Raw genomic sequence first — 22723 nt, forward strand, 5'->3', positions numbered from 1 at the left:
CACTGTCCCCTGAATGGCACGCCTTGGGTATCGGAATGGCGCTTGGTTCCGTTCAGGTGCGGGTAAACATGACCTGTGCCTTCATGGCAACAGGGGCAGGGGCAGCCACTCGCCCCATGCGCGAAACCTTGCCGTGCTCGGCGAGTTCTCGCCGAATTCACGAGGGTTTTCGTTGCTTATCCGGTGATCTGGTAGGGCAGGGGCCCGTCGCGGTCGGACGGGATGCGCAGGGGCCGGTCGATCGGCGGGACCGACCGCTGGTGGCAATCGGGGCGGGGGCAGATCCGGCACGAGATGCCGATCGGCTCGAAGGCGCGCGGCTTGGTCAGGTCCAGCCCGTCGGCATAGACCATCCCCTCGGCCTGGGTCACCTCGACCCCCAGGCCGATGGCAAAGCGGCGAACCGGGGCGTTGAAGGCGCCCGCATGTTTCGACACGTCCCGCGACAAAAGCAGATAGCGCACTCCGTCCGGCGTCTCGGCCAGCTGCCGCAGGAACCGCCCCGGCTGTTCAAAGGCCTGATGCACGTTCCACAGCGGACAGGCGCCGCCAAAGCGGGCGAACTGCAGGCGCGTGGCCGAATGGCGCTTGGTGATCGTGCCGGCCTGATCGACACGGACGAAAAAGAAGGGCACGCCCTTGGCGCCCGGCCGTTGCATCGTCGACAGCCGATGCGCCACCTGCTCCAGCGAGGCGCCGAACAGGTGGGACAGCCGTTCCAGGTCGTGCCGCTCGGCCCGGGCAGCAGCCAGGAAATGGCGATAGGGCATCAGCGCCGCCCCCGCGAAATAATTGGCCATGCCGACCCGGGCGATCTCGCGCGCGGTGGCGCTGCGAAACCGCGCCAGGTCCAGCGTCGCGCCCAGCAGGTCGCCCTGACGTTCCAGCGCGACCAGGTGCAGCAGCTGGAACAGGCGGGTGGGCGCCTCGGCGGCGGCATTCACCAGCAGCTGGTTGCCCTGGCGGCGGAACACCGAATTGGCCGGCAGCTCGGTCAGCTGGACATGGATGTTGCTGGCCGCCAGTGCGGCGACCGCCCGTTGCCACAGGTCGCCCCGCTCTCCGTCGGGACAGGCGAACCGTTCGGCCGCGCGGTCCACCGCGTCGATGTAGTTGTCGCAGTAGTGGAAAAAGTCGCGCACCTCCTCCCAGGGGGTGGTCAGGGCGTTCTGACCGGCGGTGCCGATGGCCTCGTCCAGCGCGGCCAGCCGTTCCTGCCCTTCGCGATGGGCGCGATAGAGGTCCAGGAAGGCGCGGGCCAGCACCGGCGCATTGGTTGCGGCCAGGCGCAGGTCGGCCAAAGGCGGGGTGCTGTCGAACAGGGGATCGGCCAGCGCCTCCTGCATGTCGATGACCATGCGCTGTGCGTCGCCCGCCGCCAGGGTGGTCAGGTCGATGCCGTATTCCTGCGCCAGCCGCAGCAGGACGCCGGCGCTGATCGGCCGGTGGTTGTTCTCCATCTGCGACAGATAGGGCAGCGAGACGTCCAGGGATTCGGCGAAACGGCGCTGTGTCAGGCCGGCGCGGGCCCGCGTTTCGCGCAATGCGCTGCCGGCATAGATCTTTTGCGTGGCCATGATCCGCTCCGTCCCTTTGCAAAGCCGGTTCTAGCTGTTGCAAAGATGGTCCGGCAAGTCCCCTCAGCCCTGGCGCGACAGCTGCGCCTCGCGGCGAAAGACCCACAGGATGGCCAACAGCGACCCGAAGGCCGAGGCGCACATGATCGCCAGCAGCGGCGTGGCCCCGCTGCCCGGTTGCAGCAGCGCGCCGGCCAGTGCCGACAGGGCCGCGCCACCGGCCACCGCCAGCGCGCCGCCCAGACCCGATGCGGTTCCGGCCAGTTCGGGCCGCACGCTCATCATGCCGGCATTGGCATTGGGTAGCACCATGCCGTTGCCCAGGCCCATCACGGCGATGGCGCCGAAAAAGATCAGCGGCCGCACCAGGCCGCCCAGATCCGCCAGCAGCGCCAGGCCAAGGGCGATCAGGCAGGTGACGGCGCCCATCAGGATCATCCGGTTCAGCCCGATGCGCTGCGAGAAGCGGGCCGAGAGGAAGTTGCCGATCAGATAGCCGATGGAGGGGGCCGCGAACCAGTAGCCGACCTGCGCGGGCGTCAGGCCAAAGACCTGCTCGCCCACGAAGGGGGCGCCACCCAGATAGGCGAAGAACGCCCCCGACGACAGCGTCGCCGCCAGGCAATAGCCCCAGAAGCGGTGCGACCGCGCCAGGATCGGATAGTTCACCATCTGCGCGCGCAGCGACATCCCGCCGCCGCGCACGGTCTCGCCCATGTCACGAAAGGCCACGGCCAGGACGAGGATGCCCAGCAGCCCCATCACTGCGAAATTCGCCTGCCAGCCGAACCATTCGTCCAGGACGCCGCCAAAGACCGGGGCCATCATCGGCACCACCGCCATGCCCATCGTGACATAGCCCAGCATCGACGCGGCGCGGTCGCCGTCATAAAGGTCGCGGATCACCGCGCGCGGCACTAGCATGCAGACGCTGATGACCGCCTGCAGCAGCCGGAAGATCAGAAAGGTCGTGGCGGTGGTGGCCAGCAGCGTCCCCACCGTCGCCAGCAGAAAGCAGATGAGTCCCCCGATCACCACCGGCCGGCGGCCGAAACGGTCGCTGATCGGCCCGCCCAGCAGCTGCAGCAGCGCGCTGGCTCCGATATAGGCCGAGACCGACAGCTGCATCACGGCGTAATCCACATCGAAATACCGTGCCATGCCGGGCAGCGACGGCAGAAAGACGTTCATCGACAGCGCCGAGACGCCGGAAAGCGCCACGAGCGTCAGCAGATGCGGGGGGGTGCGGGTGGTCATGGGCTTCCCTTTGCGGCAGGGCCGGAGTTGCACGTCGTGCAGTTCCGGATGCGCTTCTAGACCGGCCGCGCGTCCAAGGCCAGATCCGGCGTGAGGGTCAGCCGAAATCGTGGAAGATGAACCAAGCGCCCAAGCAGATCAGCGAAAACCCGATGCCGTGCTGCCAGCCGATCCTTTCGCCCAGATAGATCCAGGAGAAGATCGCAAAGACCGACAGGCTGATCACCTCCTGGATGGTCTTCAGCTGTGCGGCGCTGAAATGCCCGTGGCCGATGCGGTTGGCGGGCACCTGCAGCACATATTCGAAAAAGGCGATCCCCCAGCTGACGAAGATCACCGTGACCAGGGGCGCCGTCTTGAACTTCAGATGACCGTACCAGGCGACGGTCATGAAGATGTTCGACGCCAGAAGCAGCCCGACGGTCGCCGCCGGGACCGGCAGGCCTATTCCCATTGCGTCTGACGATCCCGCGCAAGGTTGCCAAAGCGGGTGAACTGCCCTTCGAAGGCCAGCTCGACCGTGCCGATCGGGCCATGGCGCTGCTTGCCCAGGATGACCTCGGCCTTGCCGTGGACGTTCTCCATGACCTGCTGCCACTTGGCCATGGCATCGAGGTCGCTGTCCGAGGGCTTTTCGCGTTCCTTGTAATATTCCTCGCGGAAGACGAACATCACGATGTCGGCGTCCTGCTCGATCGAGCCGGATTCGCGCAGGTCGGACAGCTGCGGGCGCTTGTCCTCGCGGTTCTCGACCTGGCGCGACAGCTGCGACAGGGCGATGACGGGGATGTTCAGCTCCTTGGCGACGGCCTTGAGCCCTTGGGTGATCTCGCTGACCTCGTTCACGCGGCTGTCCTTGGCGGTCGCGGCCTTCAGCAGCTGCAGATAGTCGACCATCAGCACGTCCAGACCATGCGTCCGCTTCAGCTTGCGCGCACGGGCGGCCAGCTGGTTGATGGGCAGGGCAGGGGTGTCATCGATATAGAGCGGGCAGTTCTGCAGCGCATGCGCGGCCTCGACAAAGCGGCGGAACTCGGCCTCGTCCATGTTGCCTGAGCGTATGCGTTCGCTTGGCACCTCGGCGGCCTCGGACAGGATCCGGGCGGCCAGCTGTTCGGCCGACATCTCGAGGCTGAAAAAGCCCACCACCCCGCCTTCGACCGAGCCCTGGGTGCCGTCGGGCTTTTCGCCCATCTTGTGCGCCTTGGCGATGTTGAAGGCGATGTTGGTGGCCAGCGAGGTCTTGCCCATCGACGGGCGCCCGGCCAGGATGATCAGGTCCGAATTGTTCAACCCGCCCATCTTGCCGTCCAGGTCGATCAGCCCGGTCGAGATCCCCGACAGCTTGCCGTCGCGCTGATAGGCGGCGTTGGCGGCCTGCACGGCGCCCGTCACGGCCTTGAGGAACGACTGGAACCCGCGTTCGGCCACCCCGGCCTCGCCCAGCTTGTAGAGCGTCTGTTCCGCGGCCTTGATCTGCTCCTCGGCATCGTCGCCGACCTCGACGGTCTGGGCACGGGCGGCGATGTCCTGGCCCAGCTGCATCAGCTCGCGCCGCAGGGCGAATTCGCGGATCATCTGGGCATAGTCGCGCGCCGCATAGGCGCTGATCGCCGCCGCGGCCATGCGCGCCAGGTAGGCCGGCCCGCCCAGTTCCTTCAGCCCTTCGTCGTTCTCCAGGAAGGCCTTGATCGTGACGGGGCTGGCCAGCGCGTTCTTGCGGATGCGCTCGGCGCAGATGTCGAAGATGCGCGAATGCACCGGGTGATAGAAGTGGTCCGACTTGATGATCTGGCTGACCCGGTCGAAGACGTCGTTGTTGGTCAGCAGCGCGCCCAGCAGCTGCTGCTCGGCCTCCAGCGAATAGGGGACGGCCTGCTTGGCGTCCTCCTCGGCCTGTCCGGGAACGATGAAGCGCGTGCTGGTGACGGTGAGGGTGCTCATAGTCTGCTTGGCCCCTTGTTGGTTGCGGTCCAGATTAAACCGAAGCGGCCGGCCGCGTCATCGGGCCGGCCGCAGAATGTTGGGGATAACCCCGGATCAGCCGTTCGCCGCCTGCCAGGCACGCGGGTCGGTCAGGAAGGCCTCGACCTCGGCCAGGGTGGCCTCGTCAAAGGACCCCTGCGCCCGGGCTTCGGCCAAGACGTCCCACCAGGTGCAGAGGTGATGCAGCGTCACGCCGTGATCGGCCAGCCGCTGCGTCGTTTCCGGGAAGATGCCATAGTAGAAGATCACCGCCGTATGGGCGCAGTCGGCGCCCGTTTCGCGGATCGCGTCGACGAAGGACAGCTTGCTGCCGCCGTCGGTGGTCAGATCCTCGACCAGCAGCACGCGCTGGCCCTCGGTCATCACGCCCTCGATCCGGGCGTTGCGGCCGTAACCCTTGGGCTTTTTGCGCACATAGGTCATCGGCAGGCCCAAGCGTTCGGCGACCAGCGCACCGAAGGGGATGCCGGCGGTCTCACCGCCCGCGACATTGTCGAAGGCCTCGAAGCCCGCGTCGCGCATGACGGTCGCGGCCATGAAATCCATCAGGGTGGCGCGGACGCGCGGAAAGCTGATGATGCGGCGACAATCGACATAGGTCGGGCCTTTCAGGCCGGACGCATAGGTGAAGGGCTGGGCCGCGTTGAAGTCGACGGCCTTGATCTCCAGCAGCATCCGGGCGGTCAGGCGGGCGATTTCCTCGCGCGCGGGGAAGGTCAGGCTCATTTGTCCTCCAGGTGCCAGTAGAGCGGAAAGCCGGGGTCGAAGACGGTGACGACCTCATCCCCCGCGGCGATCTGCGCGGGATATGCGGCGGGCGTGTCGCGGCGGGTCAGGGTGATGCGGTCATCGTTCGGGGCCAGCCGATAGAAAGCCGCGCCGTTCAAGCTGGCAAAGGCCTCCAGCCGGTCCAGCGCACCCTCGTCCTCGAAGACCTGGGCCAGGATCGACATGGTGTTCGGTGCGGTGAAGCAACCCGCGCAGCCGCAGGGCTGCAGCTTGGCCGCGTCCGTGTGCGGCGCGCTGTCGGTGCCCAGGAAGAACCGCGCATCGCCGCTGGTCGCAGCCTCGCGCAGCGCCAGTCGGTGGGATTCGCGCTTTGCCACCGGCAGGCAGTAGTAGTGCGGCCGGATGCCCCCCGCCAGGATGGCGTTGCGGTTGATGACCAGGTGATGCGTGGTGATCGTCGCGGCCAGGTCGTCGCCGCCGGCCCGGGCGTAATCGACGCCTTGGGACGTGGTGATATGCTCCATCACCACGCGCAGTCCCGGCGTGCGGCGGCGCAGCGGGGCCAGCACGGTGTCGATGAAGACGGCCTCGCGGTCGAAGATGTCGACGGCAGGGTCGGTGACCTCTCCATGGACGCAGAGGGTGAGGCCGGCCTCGGCCATCGCTTCCAGCACCGGCTGGACGCGGTCGAAGTCAGTCACGCCCGAGGCGCTGTTGGTCGTGGCCCCGGCCGGATACAGCTTGACCGCGCGGATGATCCCGTCCCGGAACGCGCCCACGACATCGGCGGCGTCCGTCGTGTCGGTCAGGTACAGCGTCATCTGCGGATCCAGCGCCGCGCCTGCGGGCAGGGCGGCGCGGATGCGGTCGCGATAGGCGGCGGCCTGCGCGCCGGTCACGACCGGCGGCACCAGGTTCGGCATGATGATCGCACGGCCGAAGCCTGCGGAATGCGGCGCGACGGCTGTCAGCATCGCGCCGTCGCGCAGATGAAGGTGCCAGTCGTCCGGGCGGCGGAGGGTCAGCGTCTGTGTCATGATCCCGCCTCTATACATGGCACCGCCCGCTTGCCAAGCGGCTGCGGCAAGAATCCGGGAACCCTGTCCGAAGGTGGCGGTTGTCCCAAGGTGCCGCGAGGCGCAAAATGACAAGGCCGCGCGGATATCGCGCCGGCACGTTCAAGAAAGACCTGCAATGAACCCGATGCTGCCGATGATCCTTCCCGCTGCGCAGGTCCGCCTCATCACCCAGTTCAGCCGCATGGCGATCGAATCCCAGATGGTGATCGGCCTGCGCCTTGCCGGAATGATGGGATTCATGGCCCAGTCTCCGGGCGAACCCTTCATGATGGTGGCCGAAAAGCAGGCCGCCGTGTCCGAATCGTTCTTTGCGATGGCCAGCGCCGGCATGCGCGGCCACAGCCCCGAACGCGTGATGTCGGCCGCCATGCGACCCTATGGCAAACGGACGCGCGCCAATTCGCGGCGGCTTTCGGCAGCCCGGCCCACCTGAGGCCGGAACGAGGCTCCCGTCGATCCCGTTGAGGCCGGTGCTTCACGATCATACGGGGAACCTGATGAAAACGGCTTTGATCACCGGCGGCGCCCAAGGCATCGGCAAGGGCATCGTTCAAAGGCTGCGCGCCGACGGCTGGCGCGTTGCCGTCTTTGACTTGGATGCCGAGGCGCTGGACGAATTGCAGGCAGAGGATCCGGGCCTGCTGGTGCAACAGGTGGATGTGGGCTGCGAAGAGCAGGTCGCGCAGGCATTCGAGACGGTCTCCGGATGGCTGGACGGGGCTCCCTTGGACCTTCTGGTTTCGAATGCCGGTCTGGCCGATCCTGTCAGCGGTCCGATCGAGGATCTGTCGCTTCGGGACTGGTGCCGCTGGCAGGACAGCCATGTGACGGGGGCGTTCCTCTGCATCCGCGCGGCGGTGCCCTTGCTGCGAAGAGGGCAGGGCAGCATCGTCACGATGGCCTCGACCCGCGCCCTGCAATCCGAACCCGACACCGAAGCCTATGCGGCTGCCAAAGGGGCGCTGGTCGCGCTGACGCATGCCTTGGCGGTCAGCCTTGGGCCGCAGATCCGCGTGAACAGCATCCTGCCGGGCTGGGTCGAGACCGGCCCTTGGCAGAAGCGGTCGGAGCGCCGTGAGCCCCAGCACTCGGATCAGGACCGCAACCAGCATCCCGTGGGCCGTGTCGGCCGTCCCGAGGACATCGCCGCACTGGTGGCCTGGCTGGCCTCGGAGGAGGCGGGGTTTGTCACCGGCCAGCGTTTCGTTGTCGATGGCGGAATGAGCGTGCGGATGATCTACGCCGAATGAATGAAAACGGCGGGGCCTTGCCCCGCCGTTTCCGTGCAATCTGTCCGTTGTTCAGATCAGCTTTCCCATGGCGACGGCCGTGTCCGACATGCGGTTCGAGAAGCCCCATTCATTGTCGTACCAGGTCAGGATGCGGACCATGCGGCCTTCCATGACCTTGGTCTGGTCCATGTGGAAGATCGACGAATGCGGGTCGTGGTTGAAGTCGGTCGAGACCAGCTGCTCCTCGGTATAGCCCAGCACGCCCTTCAGCGGGCCGTCGGCAGCGGCCTTGATCGCCTGGTTGATTTCCTCGACCGAGGTGTCGCGGCTGGCCTCGAAGGTCAGGTCCACGACCGAGACATTGGGCGTCGGCACGCGGATCGCGACGCCGTCCAGCTTGCCCTTCAGTTCCGGCAGCACCAGGCCCACGGCCTTGGCGGCACCGGTCGAGGTCGGGATCATCGACAGTGCCGCGGCGCGGGCGCGATACAGGTCCTTGTGCATCGTGTCCAGCGTCGGCTGGTCGCCGGTATAGCTGTGGATCGTGGTCATGAAGCCGCGATCGATGCCGATCGTGTCGTTCAGGACCTTGGCCACCGGCGACAGGCAGTTGGTGGTGCAGCTTGCGTTCGACACGACCAGGTCGTCCTTGGTCAGCGTGTCGTGGTTCACGCCATAGACGATGGTCTTGTCCGCGCCGTCGCCGGGGGCCGAGATCAGCACGCGCTTGGCGCCGGTCGACAGGTGCGGCTGAACCTTTTCTTTGGAGGTGAAGAGGCCGGTGCATTCCATGATGACGTCGACATCGCCCCAGGGCAGTTCGGCCGGGTTGCGGATCGCGGTGACCTTGATCGGGCCGCGGCCCACGTCGATCGAGTCGCCCGACACGGTCACCTTGGCCGGAAAGCGGCCGTGGACGCTGTCATAGCGCAGAAGATGCGCGTTGGTCTCGACCGGGCCCAGGTCGTTGATGGCGACGACCTCGATGTCGGTGCGACCGGATTCGATGATTGCGCGCAGGACGTTGCGACCGATCCGGCCGAAGCCGTTGATGGCGACCTTGACTGCCATGGGTACCCCTCTTGAGCAGGTGACGGTTGCCCCCCTCTAGCGTGGCCGCAGGGGCGATGCAAACGCCGAACTGCTGTCATGCGCTAACTGCGGCAAAGGGCAATCAGCGCCAGAAGCTGAGATATTCGATGAACTGGTCGATGGTCCTGGCGGCCATCAGCGGCAGCGCGCCATCGAGCCAGACCTGGTCCACAAGAAAGGCCGCGGCGATCAGGATCAGCAGGGCAATGGCGATCTGGTTGGTCATCGGCGCCTCCGGGTGGCCGGGTTATCGCGCGGGGCCACGGCGGGGGCAAGAGGAGGCGCGCATTACTAGTCCTCGTCCTGCGGCATCTTCAGGGTGATCTGGCCGCTTTCCTGCAGCCGTCGGATGGCCCCGACCACCTCGGTCAGCGCCGCCTCGACATCCTTAGTGCGCACCCGGCCCAAAGCCTCGCGCTCTTCGCGCAGCCCGTCGGCCATGCGCTGCGAGAGGTTCGCCAGGATGAAATCGGCCGCCGCGGCATCCGCTTCGTCGGGGGCGGCCAGCGCCCGCACCAGCACCGCCTGATCGACCTCGCGCACCAGGCGCGGCACCTCGCGCGGCTCGATCCGCGCAGGGATATGGGCAAAGATGAAGATCGCCTTGCGGACGCCTTCGGCGAATTCCGTGTCGCGCTGGTCCAGCGCCTCCAGAACGTCGTCGCGCAGATCGGCGGTCGCGAAGTTCAGGATCGCGCCCATGCGGTCGGCGGCCGGGGTGGCGATGGCGGGCTTGGGCAGGGCCTCGGCCGCCTGCAGCAGCACCAGCCCTACGCGCTTGAGCGCGGCAGGCGTCACGCCCGAGGTCATGGACATGGCCTGCGCCACCAGCCGGGCGCGGTCGCGGGGCATGGCGATGAAGGTTTCCGACGCGGCCTCGACCGGCAGCTTGGACAGCATCAGGGCCACCAGTTCGATCGACTCGGCATTGGCCAGCGCAGACAGGCTGGTCTGCGGCAGCCCGGCAATCCGCGCCCAGGGGTCCGATCGGCCGGCGATCGCCGCCGCCTGCCGCAGCTGGTCGCTGCTGTCGTCCGAGATGCGGGCGCCCAGGATCGCCAGCGTGCCGTCCAGATCGCCCGGAAAGGTGACGCCGACGGCTTCCAGCCGGTCGCAGAATTCATGGATCACCGCGTCGCGGGTCTGGCGGTCGATCAGCTCCATCCCCGCCATCTCCTGCGCCAGCAGGGTCTGGCTTTCGATGTTCAGCCGTTCAAGCCCGCCCGCATCGTCATCGTCCAGCAGAAGGCGCACGATCACCGCCGCCTTCTGCCGCTGGCTCAAGCCGATCTGGGTCGTCATCCGCCGCCTCCGTCACCTTCGGTCAGGGGCAATCTGGCACAACAACCCTAACGCAAGGTTGACGCGCGCGCCCTTACAGCGGTGTCGCGTCGAAAACCCGGCGGAAGATCGTGTCGACATGCTTGGTGTGATAGGCCAGGTCGAACTTTTCCTCGATCTCGACGGGGCTCAGGGCGGCGGTCACCTCGGCATCGGCCAAGAGCTCGGTCTTGAAGTCGGCGCCCTGTTCCCAGACCCGCATCGCGTTGCGCTGGACCAGGCGATAGGCATCCTCGCGGCTGACACCGGCCTGGGTCAGCGCCAGAAGCACCCGCTGCGACATGACCAGCCCGCGGAACTTGTTCATGTTCGCCAGCATGTTGTCGGGATAGATCACCAGCTTTTCGACCACCCCCGCCAAGCGGTTCAGCGCAAAGTCCAGCGTGATCGTGGCATCGGGCGCGATCCCGCGCTCGACCGAGGAATGGCTGATGTCGCGCTCGTGCCACAGCGCCACGTTCTCCATCGCGGGAACCACGGCCATGCGCACCAGGCGCGCAAGGCCGGTCAGGTTCTCGGTCAGAACCGGATTGCGCTTGTGCGGCATGGCCGACGACCCCTTCTGGCCGGGGCTGAAGAACTCCTCGGCCTCCAGAACCTCGGTGCGCTGCATGTGGCGGATCTCGATGGCGATGTTCTCGATGCTGGAGGCGATGACGCCCAGAACGGCGAAGAACATGGCATGGCGGTCGCGCGGGATGACCTGCGTGCTGATCGGCTCAGGGCGCAGGCCCAGCTTGGCACAGACATGCTCTTCGACCGCCGGATCGATATTGGCGAATGTGCCCACCGCGCCGCTGATCGCGCCGGTGGCGATCTCGTGCCGGGCGGCCTCCAGGCGGGCGCGGCCGCGGGCCATTTCCGCATAGAAGCGCGCGAAGGTCAGACCCATCGTGGTCGGTTCGGCATGAATGCCGTGGCTGCGGCCGATGCGGACCGTGTCCTTGTGCTCATAGGCGCGGGTCTTCAGCGCGGCCAGGACCCGGTCCATGTCGGCCAGCAGGATGTCAGCGGCGCGCACCAGCTGGATGTTCAGCGTCGTGTCCAGAACGTCGCTGGAGGTCATGCCCTGGTGGACGAAGCGGGCTTGGTCGCTGCCGACATGCTCGGCCAGATGGGTCAGGAAGGCGATCACGTCATGCTTGGTGACGGCCTCGATCTCGTCGATGCGGGCCACGTCGAATTCCACGTCGCGGGCCTTCCAGACAGCCTCGGCATTCTCGCGCGGGATCACGCCCAGGTCGGCCTGTGCATCGCAGGCATGGGCCTCGATCTCGTACCAGATCTTGAACTTGGTCTCGGGCGACCAGATGGCGACCATTTCGGGGCGGGCGTAACGCGGGATCATGGAGGGCTCCTTTCGGTTGGCGCGGGCATAGCCGGGACCTGCCCCCGGGGCAAGTTTTCATCACGATCCGGTGGGGAGGGACGGAACATTCGTCTCTGGCAGGGGGTTGATCCTGCAACAGGAAGCCAGCCGAGCCGGAGTTTGCCATGCGCCCCCAAGACCCCCATCCCGACCAGACCGACGCCGACCGTACCAGCCAGACGCGCTTTGGCCCCCGCCCGGTTCCCGAGGGGCACCATCCTGCCAGCCAGTCGGCGCACCGCAAGATGGTGTCCAGCCGGATCCCGCCTTCCGGCCATGTGTCCCCCGACGGCCGCCGTGCCTGGCCCACGCCCACGCTGACCAGCAAGGCCATCGTCTGGGGTGGCGTGGCGCTTGGCATCGCGGGCCTGACGGCCGCGACCGCCATCGCGGCGCGCAAGCTGGTGGGGGCGGATGAACCCGAACGCGCGCCCCGCCGGCGTGGTCCCGCACCCGTCGCGCCCCGTTTTGCCGAACTGGACGAGAGCGAGCGCGAGGCCATGCGCCGCCGCGTCCGCGAGCAGGCCCGCGAGGACAGCCAGACCAAGGCGCTGTTGCGCGTCGAGGCCAGCCGCAGCCGTCCGCGCCGGGGCAACTTTGCCCAGGATCTGACCAAGACCGCCAACGAACTGTCCGAGGGGCTGAACGGCGTGGCGCAATCGCTGACCACGGCTTTCAATGCCTTCCGCGGCGTGTCGCAGCAGGCCAATGCCATCGTGGGCGACTTTGTCACCGCTGCCGACCAGTTGCGCGCGGTGATCGGCGGCGGATCAGACGGTCCCGCAACGCCCCCCGCCAAGCCCGCCCCGGGCAATCCCGAGACACCGCAGGACAGGATCCGCACCCATCGTCTGTGACAGCGAAAGGCAGGCGCATGAAGAAGCACCCCGGCGTTCTCGAGGCGCTGTTCGATCCCCTTGACGACCAAAAGCGTCTCAGGTTCGGCCTGACGCCGGAAGATCCGGCCGCGACGCCCAAGGTGCCGCAGGGGGAGGTTCCCGCACCGGGCCGCCTGAGGGACCTGACGCGCCGGGACTGGCTGGCCGTGGCCAAATCGACGATCGGGCAGATCGGCGTGGACCGCGTCACCTCGGTCGCAGGGGGCGTGACCTTCTTCGGCCTTCTGTCGCTGTTTCCGGCTATCACGGCCTTTGTGTCGCTCTATGGGCTTTATGCCGATCCGGCGACCATCGAGGCGCATCTGGCGCTGCTGGACGACCTGCTGCCGGAAGGATCGCTGCAGATCATCCGCGATCAGGTCGTGTCCATCGCCTCGGCCTCCACCGGGGCGCTTTCGGTGGCCGGCGTCGTGGCGCTGCTGGTGGCGTTCTGGTCGGCCAATGGCGGGATGAAGGCGCTGCTTTCGGCGCTGAACGTCGCCTTCTTCCAGCGCGAAACCCGCAGCTTTGTCCGGCTGAACCTGGTGGCGATGATCTTCACGCTCAGCGGGCTGGTCATCATCGCGCTGATGCTGGGGGTGATCGCCGTGGTGCCGATCATGCTGCAGATGCTGCCGGTGGACTGGGGCAGCGAGCTGCTGGTCACCCTGATCCGCTGGCCCATCATGTTCGCGGTCCTGGTGCTGGCGCTGGCAGCGGTCTATCGCTGGGGGCCCGCCGCGCCCTATTCTCGCTGGCGCTGGATATCCCCCGGCGCGGTGTTTGCGGCCGTGGTGCTGGTCATCACCTCGATGCTGTTTTCCTGGTATGCGGCCAGCTTCGGCAATTACAACGAGACCTATGGTTCCCTTGGGGCGGTGATTGCGCTCATGACCTGGCTCTGGTTGAATGCCATGATCGTCCTGGTCGGAGCCGAGATCAATTCCGAGCTGGAGCGTCACATGAAGCGGATGGCCGGCCTTGCTGTTCCCAAGACCTGATCCGCGCTGCAGGAAACCCGCATGATCGTCTCTCCTTATGTTCCCCTGCTGGCCGCGATTGCCTTGGAGGTTCTTGGCACCACGATGCTGCAGCGCTCGCAGCAGTTCACCCGGATGGGTCCGACGCTGCTGATGGCGTTTTGCTATCTGCTCAGCTTCTACCTGCTGTCGGTCAGCCTGAAGGTGCTGCCCCTGGGCGTGGCCTATGCGATCTGGAGCGCCTGCGGCGTGGCGCTGGTGGCAATGGTCGGGCTTGTCGTGTTCGGCCAGCGGCTGGACCTGCCGGCCGTGGGCGGGCTGGTGCTGATCGTGGCGGGCGTCGTGCTGATCAACGTCTTTTCCAAGACGGTCGGGCACTAGCGCTCGGTCAGCTTCAGTTCGATCCGCCGGTTCTGGGCCCGGCCCTCGGGGGTGTCCTGACCCGCCACCGGGCGCGTGTCGGCAAAGCCGGTGGCGGCCAGCCGGTTGGCCGGAAAGCCCAGCTGGTCCGTCAAGAGCCGCACCACCGCCAAGGCGCGTCCCTGGCTCAGTTCCCAGTTGTCGCGATAGCGCCCTGCACCCGACAGCGGCAGGTTGTCGGTATGGCCGTCGACGCGGATGATCCAGTCGATCTCGGGCGGGATCTCGTCCGAGATGTCCATCAGCAACTGGGCGACGCGGCCGATCTGCTCGCGGCCGGCTGCGGACAGGGTCGCCTCGCCGGGATCGAAAAGGACCTCGGACTGCAGGACAAAACGGTCGCCCACGACCTGCACGCCCTCGCGGCCCGACAGGATCTGGGACAGGCGCCCGAAGAATTCGGACCGATAGCGGGCCAAATCCTGCGCCTCGGCCTCGGCGCGGGACCGGGCGTCCTCCTCCAGCGCCAGGCGGGCCCGGGTTTCCTCGGCGGCACGGACAAGGGCGGCGTTCAGCTGCTGGCCCAGATCGGCCACCCGCAACTCGGCCTCGGCCTGCTCGTCGCCCGCCACATCCAGCAGCGCCTGCAGCGAGCCCAGCTGCGCGGTCAGCTGCGCCACCTGTTCGTTCAACAGGGCCACGCGGCGATGGCCGTCCTCGGCCAGCCCCTCCTGCTGGGCCAGCTGTTCCTGCGCGACCGACAGCAGCGCGGCCTGCCGCTCGGCCTCGGTCAGCTGACGTTCGGCCCGCTGCTGCGCCTCGTCGCGGGCCGCATTGGCCGCGGCCAGCAGCGTCAGGGTGTCCTCGGCCTCGCGCCGCTGTTCTTCCAATGCCAGGGTCATGGCGGTCAGCTCGGTATCCGCGGTTTCCAGCCGTTCCCGCAGCAGGCGCGCGGCTTCGGCCTCGGCCAGACGGGCCTCCTCGGCGTCGCCAAGCCGGGTCTCGGCCTGGGCCAGTTCACCCTCGGTCGCAGAGACGCGCGCCCGCAGTTCGGCCGTCAACGCCTCTAGGGCGTCGCGGCGGGCGGCGGCCAGCCGGGCGGCCTCGGCCTGGGCATCGGTTTCGCTGCGCGCGGCCGCCACGGCCAGTTCGGCGGCCGAGGCACGCTCCTCCGTTTGGGTCAGTTCAGTCTGCAGCTCGTCGACCCGCCTGCGGTCAAGGGCCTGCGCGGCCAGCAGCGTCGCCACCTCGGCCTCGAAATCGGTCAGCCGGGTGCGGGCATTCGCCAGATCCGCGCGCCCCTGTTCCAGTTGGGTGCTCAGCCGGGTGATCTGGGCGGCCCGGTCGCGTGCCTGGGCCTCGGCTTCGGCGGCGCGCTCCGCCTCGGTGGCCAGGTTGCGGGACAGGTCCGCCTCGCGCTCTTCCGAGGCAGTCAGCGCCTGGCCGAGCGAGGCGACCTGCTGTCCCAGCCTGTCCAGCTGCTGCTGCTGGCGAGAGATCTGGCGCGTCTGGTCGCTGATCGTGTCGTCCTGGGTGGTGATCTGTTCGCGCAGAACCGACTGGACCACCATGAAGATGGTCAGCACGAACATCAGCACCATCAGCAGAGCCGTCATCGCATCGACGAAGCCCGGCCAGATGGTCGAGGAAAAACGCTGTGCCGATGACCCGCGCGCCAGCCGCATCGCCCTAGCCCTCGCCGCGATGGATCATGGGGTCGGGCGGCAGCCTGTTATCCGGAAAGGGATCGCCGAACCGCGCCGCCCGCACCACGCGGGTCAGCACCAGGATGTCCGAACGCAGTTCGCACAGCATCTCGTCCCGGCCCTCGTTCAGGTCGCTGCCCAGCTGCTTCAGGGCGGTCTCGATCCGCGACAGGTCGGGCGCAGGGGCAGGGGCGGGGGCCGTCTCGCGCAGGCGGCGCGTCTCGGCCAGAAGCTGGTCCTGACCATCGGCCAGGCGTCCCAAGGCCTGGGTCAGCTGCATGGCGCGGCCGTCGGTCGCCGCCTGGTCGGTTTCGGCCTGCTGGACCAGCGCCTCGATCGCCTGCGCCATGACCACGACGCGTTCATCGGCCATCAGGGCCGCTTCCTCGCGCATCCCGTCGCGCTCGGCATGATAGCTTTGCAGCCGGTCCATCTGACCGGCCATCTGTTCCAGGAAGCCCGCCAATGCGGCCTGATCCACGCCGTCGCCCTCGCCCGCGGCGATGCTGATGCGGGTGAAGCCCGACATCCATTCTTCCAGCTCGCGATAGAAGCGGTTCTGGCCATGGGTCACGAACAGCTCCAGCAGGCCCACGACCAGCGATCCCGCCAGACCCAGCAGCGACGAGGAAAAGGCCGTCGCCATGCCGCCCAGTTGCGCCTCCAGCCCGGTCATCAGCTTTTCGAAGACGTCGAGGCCGGTCTCGCCGTCCTGCGGGGCCAGGGCGCGGATGGTTTCGACCACCGCCGGAACGGTCGTGGCAAGACCGTAGAAGGTGCCCAACAGACCCAGGAAGATCAGCAGGTTGGCCAGGTATCTTGTGATGTCGCGCAACTCGTCGATGCGGGTCGCAACCGAATCAAGGATCGAGCGTGCCGATCCCGCCGAGATCACGCCCCCCGAGGGCCCGCGCGCGCCCAACAGGCTGGCCAAGGGCGCCAGCAGCCGTGGCGCCTGGTCATCCTGGGGCGTGCTGGTCCGTTCCGCGTTGCGGCGGCGGGCGGCGAAACGCTCGATCCAGCTGACCGAGCGGACCAGCTGCGCCACCTGCCAGAAACAGGCCAGCACGCCGATGGCGAAGACCGCCAGGATCAGGCCGTTCAGCCAGCGGTTGGCCATGAAGATCGGCAGGATGCGGCCATAGGCGAACCATCCGCCCGCCAGGACCAGGCCCAGCACGATCAGCATCAGAACGATCTGCCGCACGGGCTGGGAAAAGCGCGGGGCGCCGGCGCCGATCAGCGCCTGATCCCGCGTGGCCGAGATGCGCCGGTTCGTCAGGGTCAGTCGTGACGGCGCCTGCCGGGGGCCATTGGTCGGATCGCTCACGTAATTTCCCGTCCCTTCGAAGCTTTAGAGACAACCTTAGGACGGGGCGGCCTGTTTTGCCAAGCGTTCCGAATGGCGGGGCGCGGGTCCTAGTCCTGATCGTCCAGCAGCGTCCGGACCGCCCGCGACAGCGCCTCCAGCCCCTGGTCGGGCAGGCCGAGGCGGGTCAGGTGCGCGGCGGTGTTGAACAGGTATTCGGCATTGGGCCCCCGCCCGCCATGGGCGCTGGCGATGATGCGGGCCTGTTCGTCATGCGGCAGATCGCCCGCATATTGCCAGTGGTCGCGCCGCATCACATAGGCCAGCGCCTGCACCTGCCGCCCGTCCTCCAGCTCCAGCGGCAGGATCGCCTCGCGATAGGCATCGGTCACCAGTTCGCGGGCGCGCAGATCGGCCAGGACGGCATCATGGTCCTGCGGGGCGATGCGCAGCGCAAGCCCCTGGCACGAGGCCCCGTCCTTGGGATCCAGCCCCAGGACCAGGCCCGGCAGCGCCTCGGTCCCGCGATGCTGGATCGAGCGCAGGCAGAAGCTGCGGGCATAGCCGCCCAGATGTGCGGGAACCGTCTCGGCCGGGGTGAAGCCGGGGTTCCAGATCAGGGAGCCATAGCCGAAGACCCATTCGACATCATGCATTTTTCTTCCGTCCTTTGTCAGGGAAGGTTATGCCACGCAGCGGATGGAAAAAAGGGTTCCTGGATGCGCAACGCCGTGATTGGTGCCGTGGTTCTTGTCGCGATCGGGGCAGGGGGCTGGATCTGGGGGGAAAGCCGGCTGGCTGAGGGCGCGCGGGCCTGGATCGCCGAGGACCCCGCGCTGGCGGCGGAGGCGGTGCAGCCCCTGCGCAATGCGGGCCGTTTCGGGCTGCGCCTGTCCAAGCCGCAGTTGAGCGATCCTGCGCTGCAGCTGAGCCTGCCCTGGGCCGAGGCCTGGGTGTCGCCGCTGACGCCCACCACGGCACGCCTGGACCTGCCGCAGCAGGGACAGCTGGTGCTGGCGGGACAGGCCCATGACCTGACGCTGTCATCTTCTGACGCCATGCTGCGGCTGGCGCCCCTGAACCGCATGGCACCGGACCGGCTGACCCTGGTGGCGCAGGGGCTGGCGCTGGACGGGCAACCGCTGGCCGACAGCATCTCGGTCGAGGCAAGGCTGGGACGGCTGGCCGGCAGCGCGCCGATGGAGGCGCGCACCGCCTATGACATCGACCTGAGCGCCGCGGGGGTGCAGTTGCAGGTGCTGGCGCGCGCGGGTTTCGATGCCGGGCCGCTGCCCGATCCGGTGGCGGTCGACGGCCAGCTGCGACTGTGGCTGGACCGGACGCCGGAGGCCGGAGAGGCACCGCCCGCGATCGTCGGCTGGCAGACCCCGGGCCTGGTGCTGGAGGCGGGGCCGATCCAGGTGCGGGTGGTCGGGCGGGTGACGCGGGATGCCGATGGGCTGGCCGAAGGGCAGGTGGTCCTTTATTCGCGCGACGCGGACCGGATGCTGGACCTGGCGTCAGAGATGGGCCTGATCCCCGGCCAGGTGCGGCTGCTGCTGCGGGCGGGGCTGGCGCAGCTGGCGCAGGTCACGCCCGAGGCGGACCTGCATGGCCCCGCCTATCCCGAACCGCAGGAGGGCGAGCTGCGCCTGCCGATCCTGATGCGCGACGGCCAGCTGATCCTGGCCGGGGTGCCGGTGGGTCCTGCCCCGGCCTTTGCGGGGCAAGACGTCAGGTGACCGGCTTGGCCTCGGGCGTGCGGCCGAAGTCGGGGGCGCCGGTGTCCTGGCCGGCCTCGATGATGCCGCGACGGATCGCGCGGGTGCGGGTGAAATAGTCGTGCAGCTGCTGGCCGTCGCCCATGCGGATGGCGCGCTGCAGGACGAACAGCTCCTCGGTGAAGCGGCCGAGGATGTCCAGCGTCGCCTCCTTGTTGTGCAGGAAGACGTCGCGCCACATCGTGGGGTCGCTGGCGGCAATCCGGGTGAAGTCGCGGAATCCGGCGGCGGAGTACTGGATGACCTCCTCGTCCGTGACGCGGCGCAGGTGATCGGCCACGCCGACCATGGTATAGGCGATCAGGTGCGGGGCGTGGCTGGTCACGGCCAGAACCAAGTCGTGATGCCCCGCCTCCATCCGGTCGGTCTTGGCGCCCATGGCGGTGATCAGGCGGTCCAGACGGGCAAGCGCATCGGCATCGGTATCTGGCAGCGGGGTCAGCAGCCACCAGCGGTTGCGGAACAGGCTGGCAAAGCCCGAACGCGGGCCGGAATGCTCGGTCCCGGCCAGCGGGTGGCCGGGGATGAAATGGACGCCGGCGGGAACATGCGGGCCGACCGCGTCGATGACCGACTGCTTGACCGATCCGACATCCGTGACCGTGGCGCCGGGCGCCAGATGCGGGGCGATCTGGGCCATGACCTCGCCCATCGCGCCGACGGGGACGGCCAGGACGACCAGGTCGGCGTCGGCCACGGCCTCGGCGGCGCTGTCGAAGACGGTGCAGAAGCCGACCTCGCGCGCGGTGTCGCGCGTGGCGGCGCTGCGGGCATAGCCGGTGACCTGGCCCGCCAAACCCTGTTCGCGCATCGCATGGGCCATCGAGCCCGCGATCAGGCCCAGCCCGATCAGGGCCACGCGGTCATAGATCACGCTCATGCATCCCTCCGGTCGGCCATGAAGCGTCCGAGGGTTTCCAGGACGCGGCTGCACCCCGCCTCGTCGCCGACGGTGATCCGCAGCGCCGCGGGCAGGCCATATCCGCCGACCCGCCGCACCAGGATGCCGTCCGCCCGCAGCGCCGCATCGGCGGCCTGCGCCGTGTCGGGGCTGTCAAAGCGGGCCAGCACGAAATTGGCAAAGCTTTCGTCGCAGCCGATGCCCATCTGGATCAGCGACTGCCGCATCCGGTCGCGCATCCGGGCGTTCAGGTCGGCGCAGCGGGCGGTGAAGCCCGTGTCGCGGATGGCGGCCTCGGCCGCGGCCATCTGGGCCGCCGACAGGTTGAACGGCTGGCGGATGCGGTTCAGCACGTCGATGATCGGGCGGCTTGCATAGCCCCAGCCGATCCGCAGCCCGCCCAGGCCGTGGATCTTGGAAAAGGTCCGCGTCATGATCACGTTCGGATGCCGGTCCACCAGCGAGGCGCCGCCGTCGAAGCCGTCCGCGAACTCGGTATAGGCGCCGTCATGGACGAAGATCACCTGCGGGGGCAGTCCGTCGACCAGGCGCTGCAGTTCGTCCGCCCCCAGCATCGTGCCGGTCGGGTTCGCCGGGTTGGCGATGAAGACGACCCGCGTGCGGTCGGTGACGGCGGCCAGGATGGCGTCGACATCGACCCGCCGCTCGGCCTCGGGCACGGTCACGGGGGTCGCGCCGACCATCCGCGCCAGGATCGGGTACATGGAGAACCCGTGCTGGGTCGTGATGACCTCGTCCCCTTCGCCGGCAAAGGCGTGGACTACGAATTGCAGCACCTCATCCGATCCCACGCCGCAGATGATGCGGTCCGGGTCCAGGCCGTGAACCTCGCCGATGGCCGCGCGCAGGCCCGCATGGTCGGTCGCCGGATAACGGTGCAGATCACCCGCTGCGGCCACGAAGGCCGCCTGCGCCGCCGGGCTGCAGCCGAGCGGGTTCTCGTTCGAGGACAGTTTCAGCACATCCTCGCGTCCCTCCAGCCGGCTTTCGCCGCTGACATAGAGCGCGATATCCATGATGCCGGGCTGCACGGTGATCTGGGTCATGGGTCCATCCTTTGTCCGGCCCCGTTTAGTCGCGGGCCGGCGGCAAGAAAAGGCCCAAGCGGCCGCAGCCCCCGGCCGGATCGAAATATCCCCCCGGCCAAGCAAAAGGGCCGCATCGGCAGATGCGGCCCCCAGAGCAAAAGGTTCAGGCGAAGATCAGTTCTTCGCGTAGAATTCGACGACCAGGTTCGGTTCCATCTGCACGGCATAGGGGATGTCGCCCAGGGCCGGGGTGCGCACGAAGGTCGCGGTCATCTTGTTGTGGTCGACTTCCAGGTAGTCGGGGACGTCACGCTCGGTCAGGGCGACGGCTTCCAGCACGATGGCCAGCTGGCGCGAACGCTCGCGGATCGAGATGACATCGCCTTCCTTGACGCGGTAGGACGCGATGTTCACGCGCTGACCGTTGACCTGGATATGGCCGTGGTTGACGAACTGGCGGGCGGCCCAAATGGTCGCCACGAACTTGGCGCGGTAGACGACCGCGTCCAGGCGGCGCTCCAGCAGGCCGACCAGGTTCTCGCCGGTGTCGCCCTTGATGCGCTCGGCTTCGGCATAGATGCGGCGGAACTGCTTTTCGGTCAGGTCGCCATAGTAGCCCTTGAGCTTCTGCTTGGCGCGCAGCTGGGTGCCGAAGTCGGACAGCTTGTTCTTGCGGCGCTGGCCGTGCTGGCCGGGGCCGTATTCGCGGCGGTTGACCGGCGACTTGGCGCGGCCCCAGATGTTCTCGCCCATGCGGCGGTCGAGCTTGTACTTGGCAGACGTGCGTTTGGTCACGGCTGATCTCCTTCATGCGGTTGCGAAGGGCGTTGTCCTCTGGCCGGGGCCTGACAGGGTTCCCCTTGCGGGGTCCACCAACACCAACGAAGTGCGCGCTTATAGCCCCTACAGGTCGTGCGTCAAGCGCAATCGGATCAGTCCAGCGCCCCGTCGGGCTGGAAGAAATGCGACAGCGGCAGGCCGGCCGCGCCCAGGATGCGGGCGCTGCGGCCCAGGCTGCCCTCGATGACCTGCGGGCGGTCGATGCCGGCCGCGGGCATGGCGGCCATCGCGCGGCGGGTCTCCTCGGCCAGCCGGGCGCGGGTGGCTGCGGGAACGGCGCCGTCGATCACCACCAGCGGCAGGTCGACCAGCGCCACCGCCGACAGGGCCACGAAGGCCAGGGCGCGGCCGGCGTCCTCGGCCCATTCCCTCTCGACCGCCTCGGGCACGTCCCAGCCTGAATCGTCAGGGGGCAGCGACCGCCCGATGCGGCGCTCCAGCGCCGAGACCGAGGCCCGGTCCAGCAACTGCCCGCCCCCCGGCACCGGCATCGACCCCAATGCGCCGGCATTCCTCTGCGGGCCGTGGCGCAGGGCACCATCCAGGACGATGCCGCCGCCCGCGAAATGCGCCACATAGATGTGGATGAAGTCGCGGGGCAGGTCGCGGGGCGCAAAGATCAGCTCGGCCCCGCAGGCGGTGGAGGCGTCGTTGTCCACGAAGACGGGATAGGGCAGGTCGGCCGCAAGTGCGGCCTGAAGGTCCACGTCCAGCCAGTCGGCCATCTCCTGCCCCCAGTCCCAGAGGCGATAGGGCGTGGCCACGCCCAGGCCCATGATCCGTGCCCTTTCCGCCGGGCGCAGGGAATTGGTCAGCGTCGCCAGCCCCTGGCGAGCAAAGGTCAGCAGGCGGTCGGGTTGCGGAAAGGCGTGGACCTCCTGCCGGTGCATGCGGACCTGGCCCGAAAAATCGACCAGCGCCAGTTCGGCAAGCCTGCGCCCGATCTTGAGGCCCAGGAAGAACGCCCCGCCGGGAGCCAGGGCCAGGGGGGTCGAGGGCTGGCCCACCTTGCCGCGCACGACCTCTTCGGCGTCCAGGTAGCCGCTGTGGATCAGCTTGCGCGTGAGGTTGGTGATCGACTGCGCCGACAGGCCCGTCAGATGGGTCAGCGCGGCCCGGGCCAGCGGTCCGTGGCGCCGGATCAGCGACAGGATCATCCGTTCGTTCCGGCTGAGAGGGCCGGCGGCCTCGCGGTCTAAGGGCATCTGCGCGTCCTCCTGAAGCGCATTAATCAACATGATTGATTTATTGACAAGA

Annotated in this window: 23 protein-coding genes; 6 read left to right on the forward strand and 17 right to left on the reverse strand. The window is 68.0% G+C overall.

Going from position 1 to position 22723, the window contains the following annotated elements:
• Positions 1–176: 176 nt before the first annotated feature.
• From ACNR9W_RS04935 to pyrC, 6 genes are all read right to left on the reverse strand, one after another.
• Positions 177–1577, reverse strand: coding sequence for a helix-turn-helix domain-containing protein (locus tag ACNR9W_RS04935; RefSeq protein ID WP_419271031.1), 1401 nt, complete (start codon positions 1575–1577; stop codon positions 177–179).
• Between the two features lie 63 nt (positions 1578–1640).
• On the reverse strand, positions 1641–2834 hold the full coding sequence (locus ACNR9W_RS04940; protein ID WP_419271029.1) for a multidrug effflux MFS transporter: 1194 nt from the start codon (positions 2832–2834) through the stop codon (positions 1641–1643).
• Positions 2835–2931: 97 nt separating this feature from the next.
• Positions 2932–3288 (reverse strand): DMT family protein, encoded by a 357-nt coding sequence (locus ACNR9W_RS04945; protein ID WP_419271027.1) that lies wholly within the window; start codon positions 3286–3288, stop codon positions 2932–2934.
• Positions 3279–4778 carry a replicative DNA helicase gene (locus ACNR9W_RS04950; protein WP_419271025.1) on the reverse strand — a complete coding sequence of 500 codons (1500 nt, stop codon included), beginning with the start codon at positions 4776–4778 and terminating at the stop codon, positions 3279–3281. The genes ACNR9W_RS04945 and ACNR9W_RS04950 overlap by 10 nt, the downstream gene beginning before the upstream one ends.
• Before the next feature lie 96 nt (positions 4779–4874).
• Entirely contained in the window at positions 4875–5546 is a 672-nt protein-coding gene (locus tag ACNR9W_RS04955) for an orotate phosphoribosyltransferase (RefSeq protein WP_419271023.1), read from the reverse strand.
• Complete coding sequence (gene pyrC / locus ACNR9W_RS04960) at positions 5543–6586, reverse strand: dihydroorotase (RefSeq protein WP_419271021.1); 1044 nt, start codon at positions 6584–6586, stop codon at positions 5543–5545. The genes ACNR9W_RS04955 and pyrC overlap by 4 nt, the downstream gene beginning before the upstream one ends.
• A 157-nt stretch (positions 6587–6743) precedes the next feature.
• Here pyrC and ACNR9W_RS04965 point away from each other — a divergent pair, with 157 nt between their 5' ends.
• On the forward strand, positions 6744–7061 hold the full coding sequence (locus tag ACNR9W_RS04965) for an antibiotic ABC transporter (RefSeq protein ID WP_458478645.1): 318 nt from the start codon (positions 6744–6746) through the stop codon (positions 7059–7061).
• Between the two features lie 64 nt (positions 7062–7125).
• Positions 7126–7878 carry an SDR family NAD(P)-dependent oxidoreductase gene (locus ACNR9W_RS04970; protein ID WP_419271017.1) on the forward strand — a complete coding sequence of 251 codons (753 nt, stop codon included), beginning with the start codon at positions 7126–7128 and terminating at the stop codon, positions 7876–7878.
• A 51-nt stretch (positions 7879–7929) separates the two neighbouring features.
• Here ACNR9W_RS04970 and gap read toward each other — a convergent pair whose 3' ends face one another.
• From gap to purB, 4 genes are all read right to left on the reverse strand, one after another.
• Positions 7930–8931: a type I glyceraldehyde-3-phosphate dehydrogenase gene (gap, locus tag ACNR9W_RS04975; RefSeq protein ID WP_419271015.1), complete on the reverse strand. Its 1002-nt coding sequence runs from the start codon at positions 8929–8931 to the stop codon at positions 7930–7932.
• 103 nt (positions 8932–9034) lie between these two features.
• The gene (locus tag ACNR9W_RS04980) at positions 9035–9178 is read right to left on the reverse strand and encodes a hypothetical protein (protein WP_419271013.1); all 144 of its coding nucleotides are present in this window, start codon (positions 9176–9178) and stop codon (positions 9035–9037) included.
• Between the two features lie 65 nt (positions 9179–9243).
• Positions 9244–10254, reverse strand: a complete 1011-nt coding sequence (locus ACNR9W_RS04985; protein ID WP_419271011.1) for a FliG C-terminal domain-containing protein — start codon at positions 10252–10254, stop codon at positions 9244–9246.
• Positions 10255–10327: 73 nt separating this feature from the next.
• Entirely contained in the window at positions 10328–11641 is a 1314-nt protein-coding gene (purB, locus tag ACNR9W_RS04990; protein WP_419271009.1) for an adenylosuccinate lyase, read from the reverse strand.
• A gap of 146 nt (positions 11642–11787) precedes the next feature.
• Here purB and ACNR9W_RS04995 point away from each other — a divergent pair, with 146 nt between their 5' ends.
• From ACNR9W_RS04995 to ACNR9W_RS05005, 3 genes are read left to right on the forward strand one after another with little or no spacing between them, the layout of a single operon-like run.
• Positions 11788–12519, forward strand: a complete 732-nt coding sequence (locus tag ACNR9W_RS04995; protein ID WP_419271007.1) for a hypothetical protein — start codon at positions 11788–11790, stop codon at positions 12517–12519.
• 17 nt (positions 12520–12536) lie between these two features.
• Positions 12537–13541 carry a YihY/virulence factor BrkB family protein gene (locus tag ACNR9W_RS05000; protein ID WP_419271005.1) on the forward strand — a complete coding sequence of 335 codons (1005 nt, stop codon included), beginning with the start codon at positions 12537–12539 and terminating at the stop codon, positions 13539–13541.
• Between the two features lie 21 nt (positions 13542–13562).
• On the forward strand, positions 13563–13901 hold the full coding sequence (locus ACNR9W_RS05005; protein WP_419271003.1) for a DMT family transporter: 339 nt from the start codon (positions 13563–13565) through the stop codon (positions 13899–13901).
• On the opposite strand, the gene ACNR9W_RS05010 is transcribed toward ACNR9W_RS05005, so the two are convergent.
• The 3 genes from ACNR9W_RS05010 to ACNR9W_RS05020 all read right to left on the reverse strand — a co-directional run bounded on the left by ACNR9W_RS05010 (position 13898) and on the right by ACNR9W_RS05020 (position 17551).
• On the reverse strand, positions 13898–15565 hold the full coding sequence (locus ACNR9W_RS05010; protein ID WP_419271001.1) for a peptidoglycan -binding protein: 1668 nt from the start codon (positions 15563–15565) through the stop codon (positions 13898–13900). The genes ACNR9W_RS05005 and ACNR9W_RS05010 overlap by 4 nt on opposite strands.
• A gap of 4 nt (positions 15566–15569) precedes the next feature.
• Positions 15570–16916: a hypothetical protein gene (locus ACNR9W_RS05015; RefSeq protein ID WP_419270999.1), complete on the reverse strand. Its 1347-nt coding sequence runs from the start codon at positions 16914–16916 to the stop codon at positions 15570–15572.
• An 89-nt stretch (positions 16917–17005) separates the two neighbouring features.
• Positions 17006–17551, reverse strand: coding sequence for a gamma-glutamylcyclotransferase (locus ACNR9W_RS05020; RefSeq protein ID WP_419270997.1), 546 nt, complete (start codon positions 17549–17551; stop codon positions 17006–17008).
• Between the two features lie 63 nt (positions 17552–17614).
• Here ACNR9W_RS05020 and ACNR9W_RS05025 point away from each other — a divergent pair, with 63 nt between their 5' ends.
• Entirely contained in the window at positions 17615–18637 is a 1023-nt protein-coding gene (locus ACNR9W_RS05025) for a DUF2125 domain-containing protein (RefSeq protein ID WP_419270995.1), read from the forward strand.
• Here the strand turns inward: ACNR9W_RS05025 and ACNR9W_RS05030 are convergent.
• The 4 genes from ACNR9W_RS05030 to ACNR9W_RS05045 all read right to left on the reverse strand — a co-directional run bounded on the left by ACNR9W_RS05030 (position 18630) and on the right by ACNR9W_RS05045 (position 22704).
• Positions 18630–19556, reverse strand: a complete 927-nt coding sequence (locus ACNR9W_RS05030; protein ID WP_419270993.1) for a prephenate/arogenate dehydrogenase family protein — start codon at positions 19554–19556, stop codon at positions 18630–18632. The genes ACNR9W_RS05025 and ACNR9W_RS05030 overlap by 8 nt on opposite strands.
• On the reverse strand, positions 19553–20644 hold the full coding sequence (hisC, locus tag ACNR9W_RS05035; RefSeq protein WP_419270991.1) for a histidinol-phosphate transaminase: 1092 nt from the start codon (positions 20642–20644) through the stop codon (positions 19553–19555). Before hisC ends, ACNR9W_RS05030 begins: the two co-directional genes overlap by 4 nt.
• 156 nt (positions 20645–20800) lie before the next feature.
• Complete coding sequence (rpsD, locus tag ACNR9W_RS05040; RefSeq protein WP_111297787.1) at positions 20801–21421, reverse strand: 30S ribosomal protein S4; 621 nt, start codon at positions 21419–21421, stop codon at positions 20801–20803.
• 137 nt (positions 21422–21558) lie between these two features.
• The gene (locus tag ACNR9W_RS05045) at positions 21559–22704 is read right to left on the reverse strand and encodes an ROK family transcriptional regulator (RefSeq protein WP_458478648.1); all 1146 of its coding nucleotides are present in this window, start codon (positions 22702–22704) and stop codon (positions 21559–21561) included.
• Between the last annotated feature and the right edge of the window lie 19 nt (positions 22705–22723).

Source organism: Paracoccus sp. T5, assembly GCF_048538155.2.
GTDB lineage: Bacteria > Pseudomonadota > Alphaproteobacteria > Rhodobacterales > Rhodobacteraceae > Paracoccus.

Excerpts from the sequence above, each read along its gene's own strand:
- ACNR9W_RS04935 (WP_419271031.1), bottom strand. The coding sequence starts at position 1,577 with ATGGCCACGCAAAAGATCTATGCCGGCAGCGCATTGCGCGAAACGCGG.
- ACNR9W_RS04940 (WP_419271029.1), bottom strand. The coding sequence starts at position 2,834 with ATGACCACCCGCACCCCCCCGCATCTGCTGACGCTCGTGGCGCTTTCC.
- ACNR9W_RS04945 (WP_419271027.1), bottom strand. The coding sequence starts at position 3,288 with ATGGGAATAGGCCTGCCGGTCCCGGCGGCGACCGTCGGGCTGCTTCTG.
- ACNR9W_RS04950 (WP_419271025.1), bottom strand. The coding sequence starts at position 4,778 with ATGAGCACCCTCACCGTCACCAGCACGCGCTTCATCGTTCCCGGACAG.
- ACNR9W_RS04955 (WP_419271023.1), bottom strand. The coding sequence starts at position 5,546 with ATGAGCCTGACCTTCCCCGCGCGCGAGGAAATCGCCCGCCTGACCGCC.
- pyrC (WP_419271021.1), bottom strand. The coding sequence starts at position 6,586 with ATGACACAGACGCTGACCCTCCGCCGCCCGGACGACTGGCACCTTCAT.
- ACNR9W_RS04965 (WP_458478645.1), top strand. The coding sequence starts at position 6,744 with ATGAACCCGATGCTGCCGATGATCCTTCCCGCTGCGCAGGTCCGCCTC.
- ACNR9W_RS04970 (WP_419271017.1), top strand. The coding sequence starts at position 7,126 with ATGAAAACGGCTTTGATCACCGGCGGCGCCCAAGGCATCGGCAAGGGC.
- gap (WP_419271015.1), bottom strand. The coding sequence starts at position 8,931 with ATGGCAGTCAAGGTCGCCATCAACGGCTTCGGCCGGATCGGTCGCAAC.
- ACNR9W_RS04980 (WP_419271013.1), bottom strand. The coding sequence starts at position 9,178 with ATGACCAACCAGATCGCCATTGCCCTGCTGATCCTGATCGCCGCGGCC.
- ACNR9W_RS04985 (WP_419271011.1), bottom strand. The coding sequence starts at position 10,254 with ATGACGACCCAGATCGGCTTGAGCCAGCGGCAGAAGGCGGCGGTGATC.
- purB (WP_419271009.1), bottom strand. The coding sequence starts at position 11,641 with ATGATCCCGCGTTACGCCCGCCCCGAAATGGTCGCCATCTGGTCGCCC.
- ACNR9W_RS04995 (WP_419271007.1), top strand. The coding sequence starts at position 11,788 with ATGCGCCCCCAAGACCCCCATCCCGACCAGACCGACGCCGACCGTACC.
- ACNR9W_RS05000 (WP_419271005.1), top strand. The coding sequence starts at position 12,537 with ATGAAGAAGCACCCCGGCGTTCTCGAGGCGCTGTTCGATCCCCTTGAC.
- ACNR9W_RS05005 (WP_419271003.1), top strand. The coding sequence starts at position 13,563 with ATGATCGTCTCTCCTTATGTTCCCCTGCTGGCCGCGATTGCCTTGGAG.
- ACNR9W_RS05010 (WP_419271001.1), bottom strand. The coding sequence starts at position 15,565 with ATGCGGCTGGCGCGCGGGTCATCGGCACAGCGTTTTTCCTCGACCATC.
- ACNR9W_RS05020 (WP_419270997.1), bottom strand. The coding sequence starts at position 17,551 with ATGCATGATGTCGAATGGGTCTTCGGCTATGGCTCCCTGATCTGGAAC.
- ACNR9W_RS05025 (WP_419270995.1), top strand. The coding sequence starts at position 17,615 with ATGCGCAACGCCGTGATTGGTGCCGTGGTTCTTGTCGCGATCGGGGCA.
- ACNR9W_RS05030 (WP_419270993.1), bottom strand. The coding sequence starts at position 19,556 with ATGAGCGTGATCTATGACCGCGTGGCCCTGATCGGGCTGGGCCTGATC.
- hisC (WP_419270991.1), bottom strand. The coding sequence starts at position 20,644 with ATGACCCAGATCACCGTGCAGCCCGGCATCATGGATATCGCGCTCTAT.
- ACNR9W_RS05045 (WP_458478648.1), bottom strand. The coding sequence starts at position 22,704 with ATGTTGATTAATGCGCTTCAGGAGGACGCGCAGATGCCCTTAGACCGC.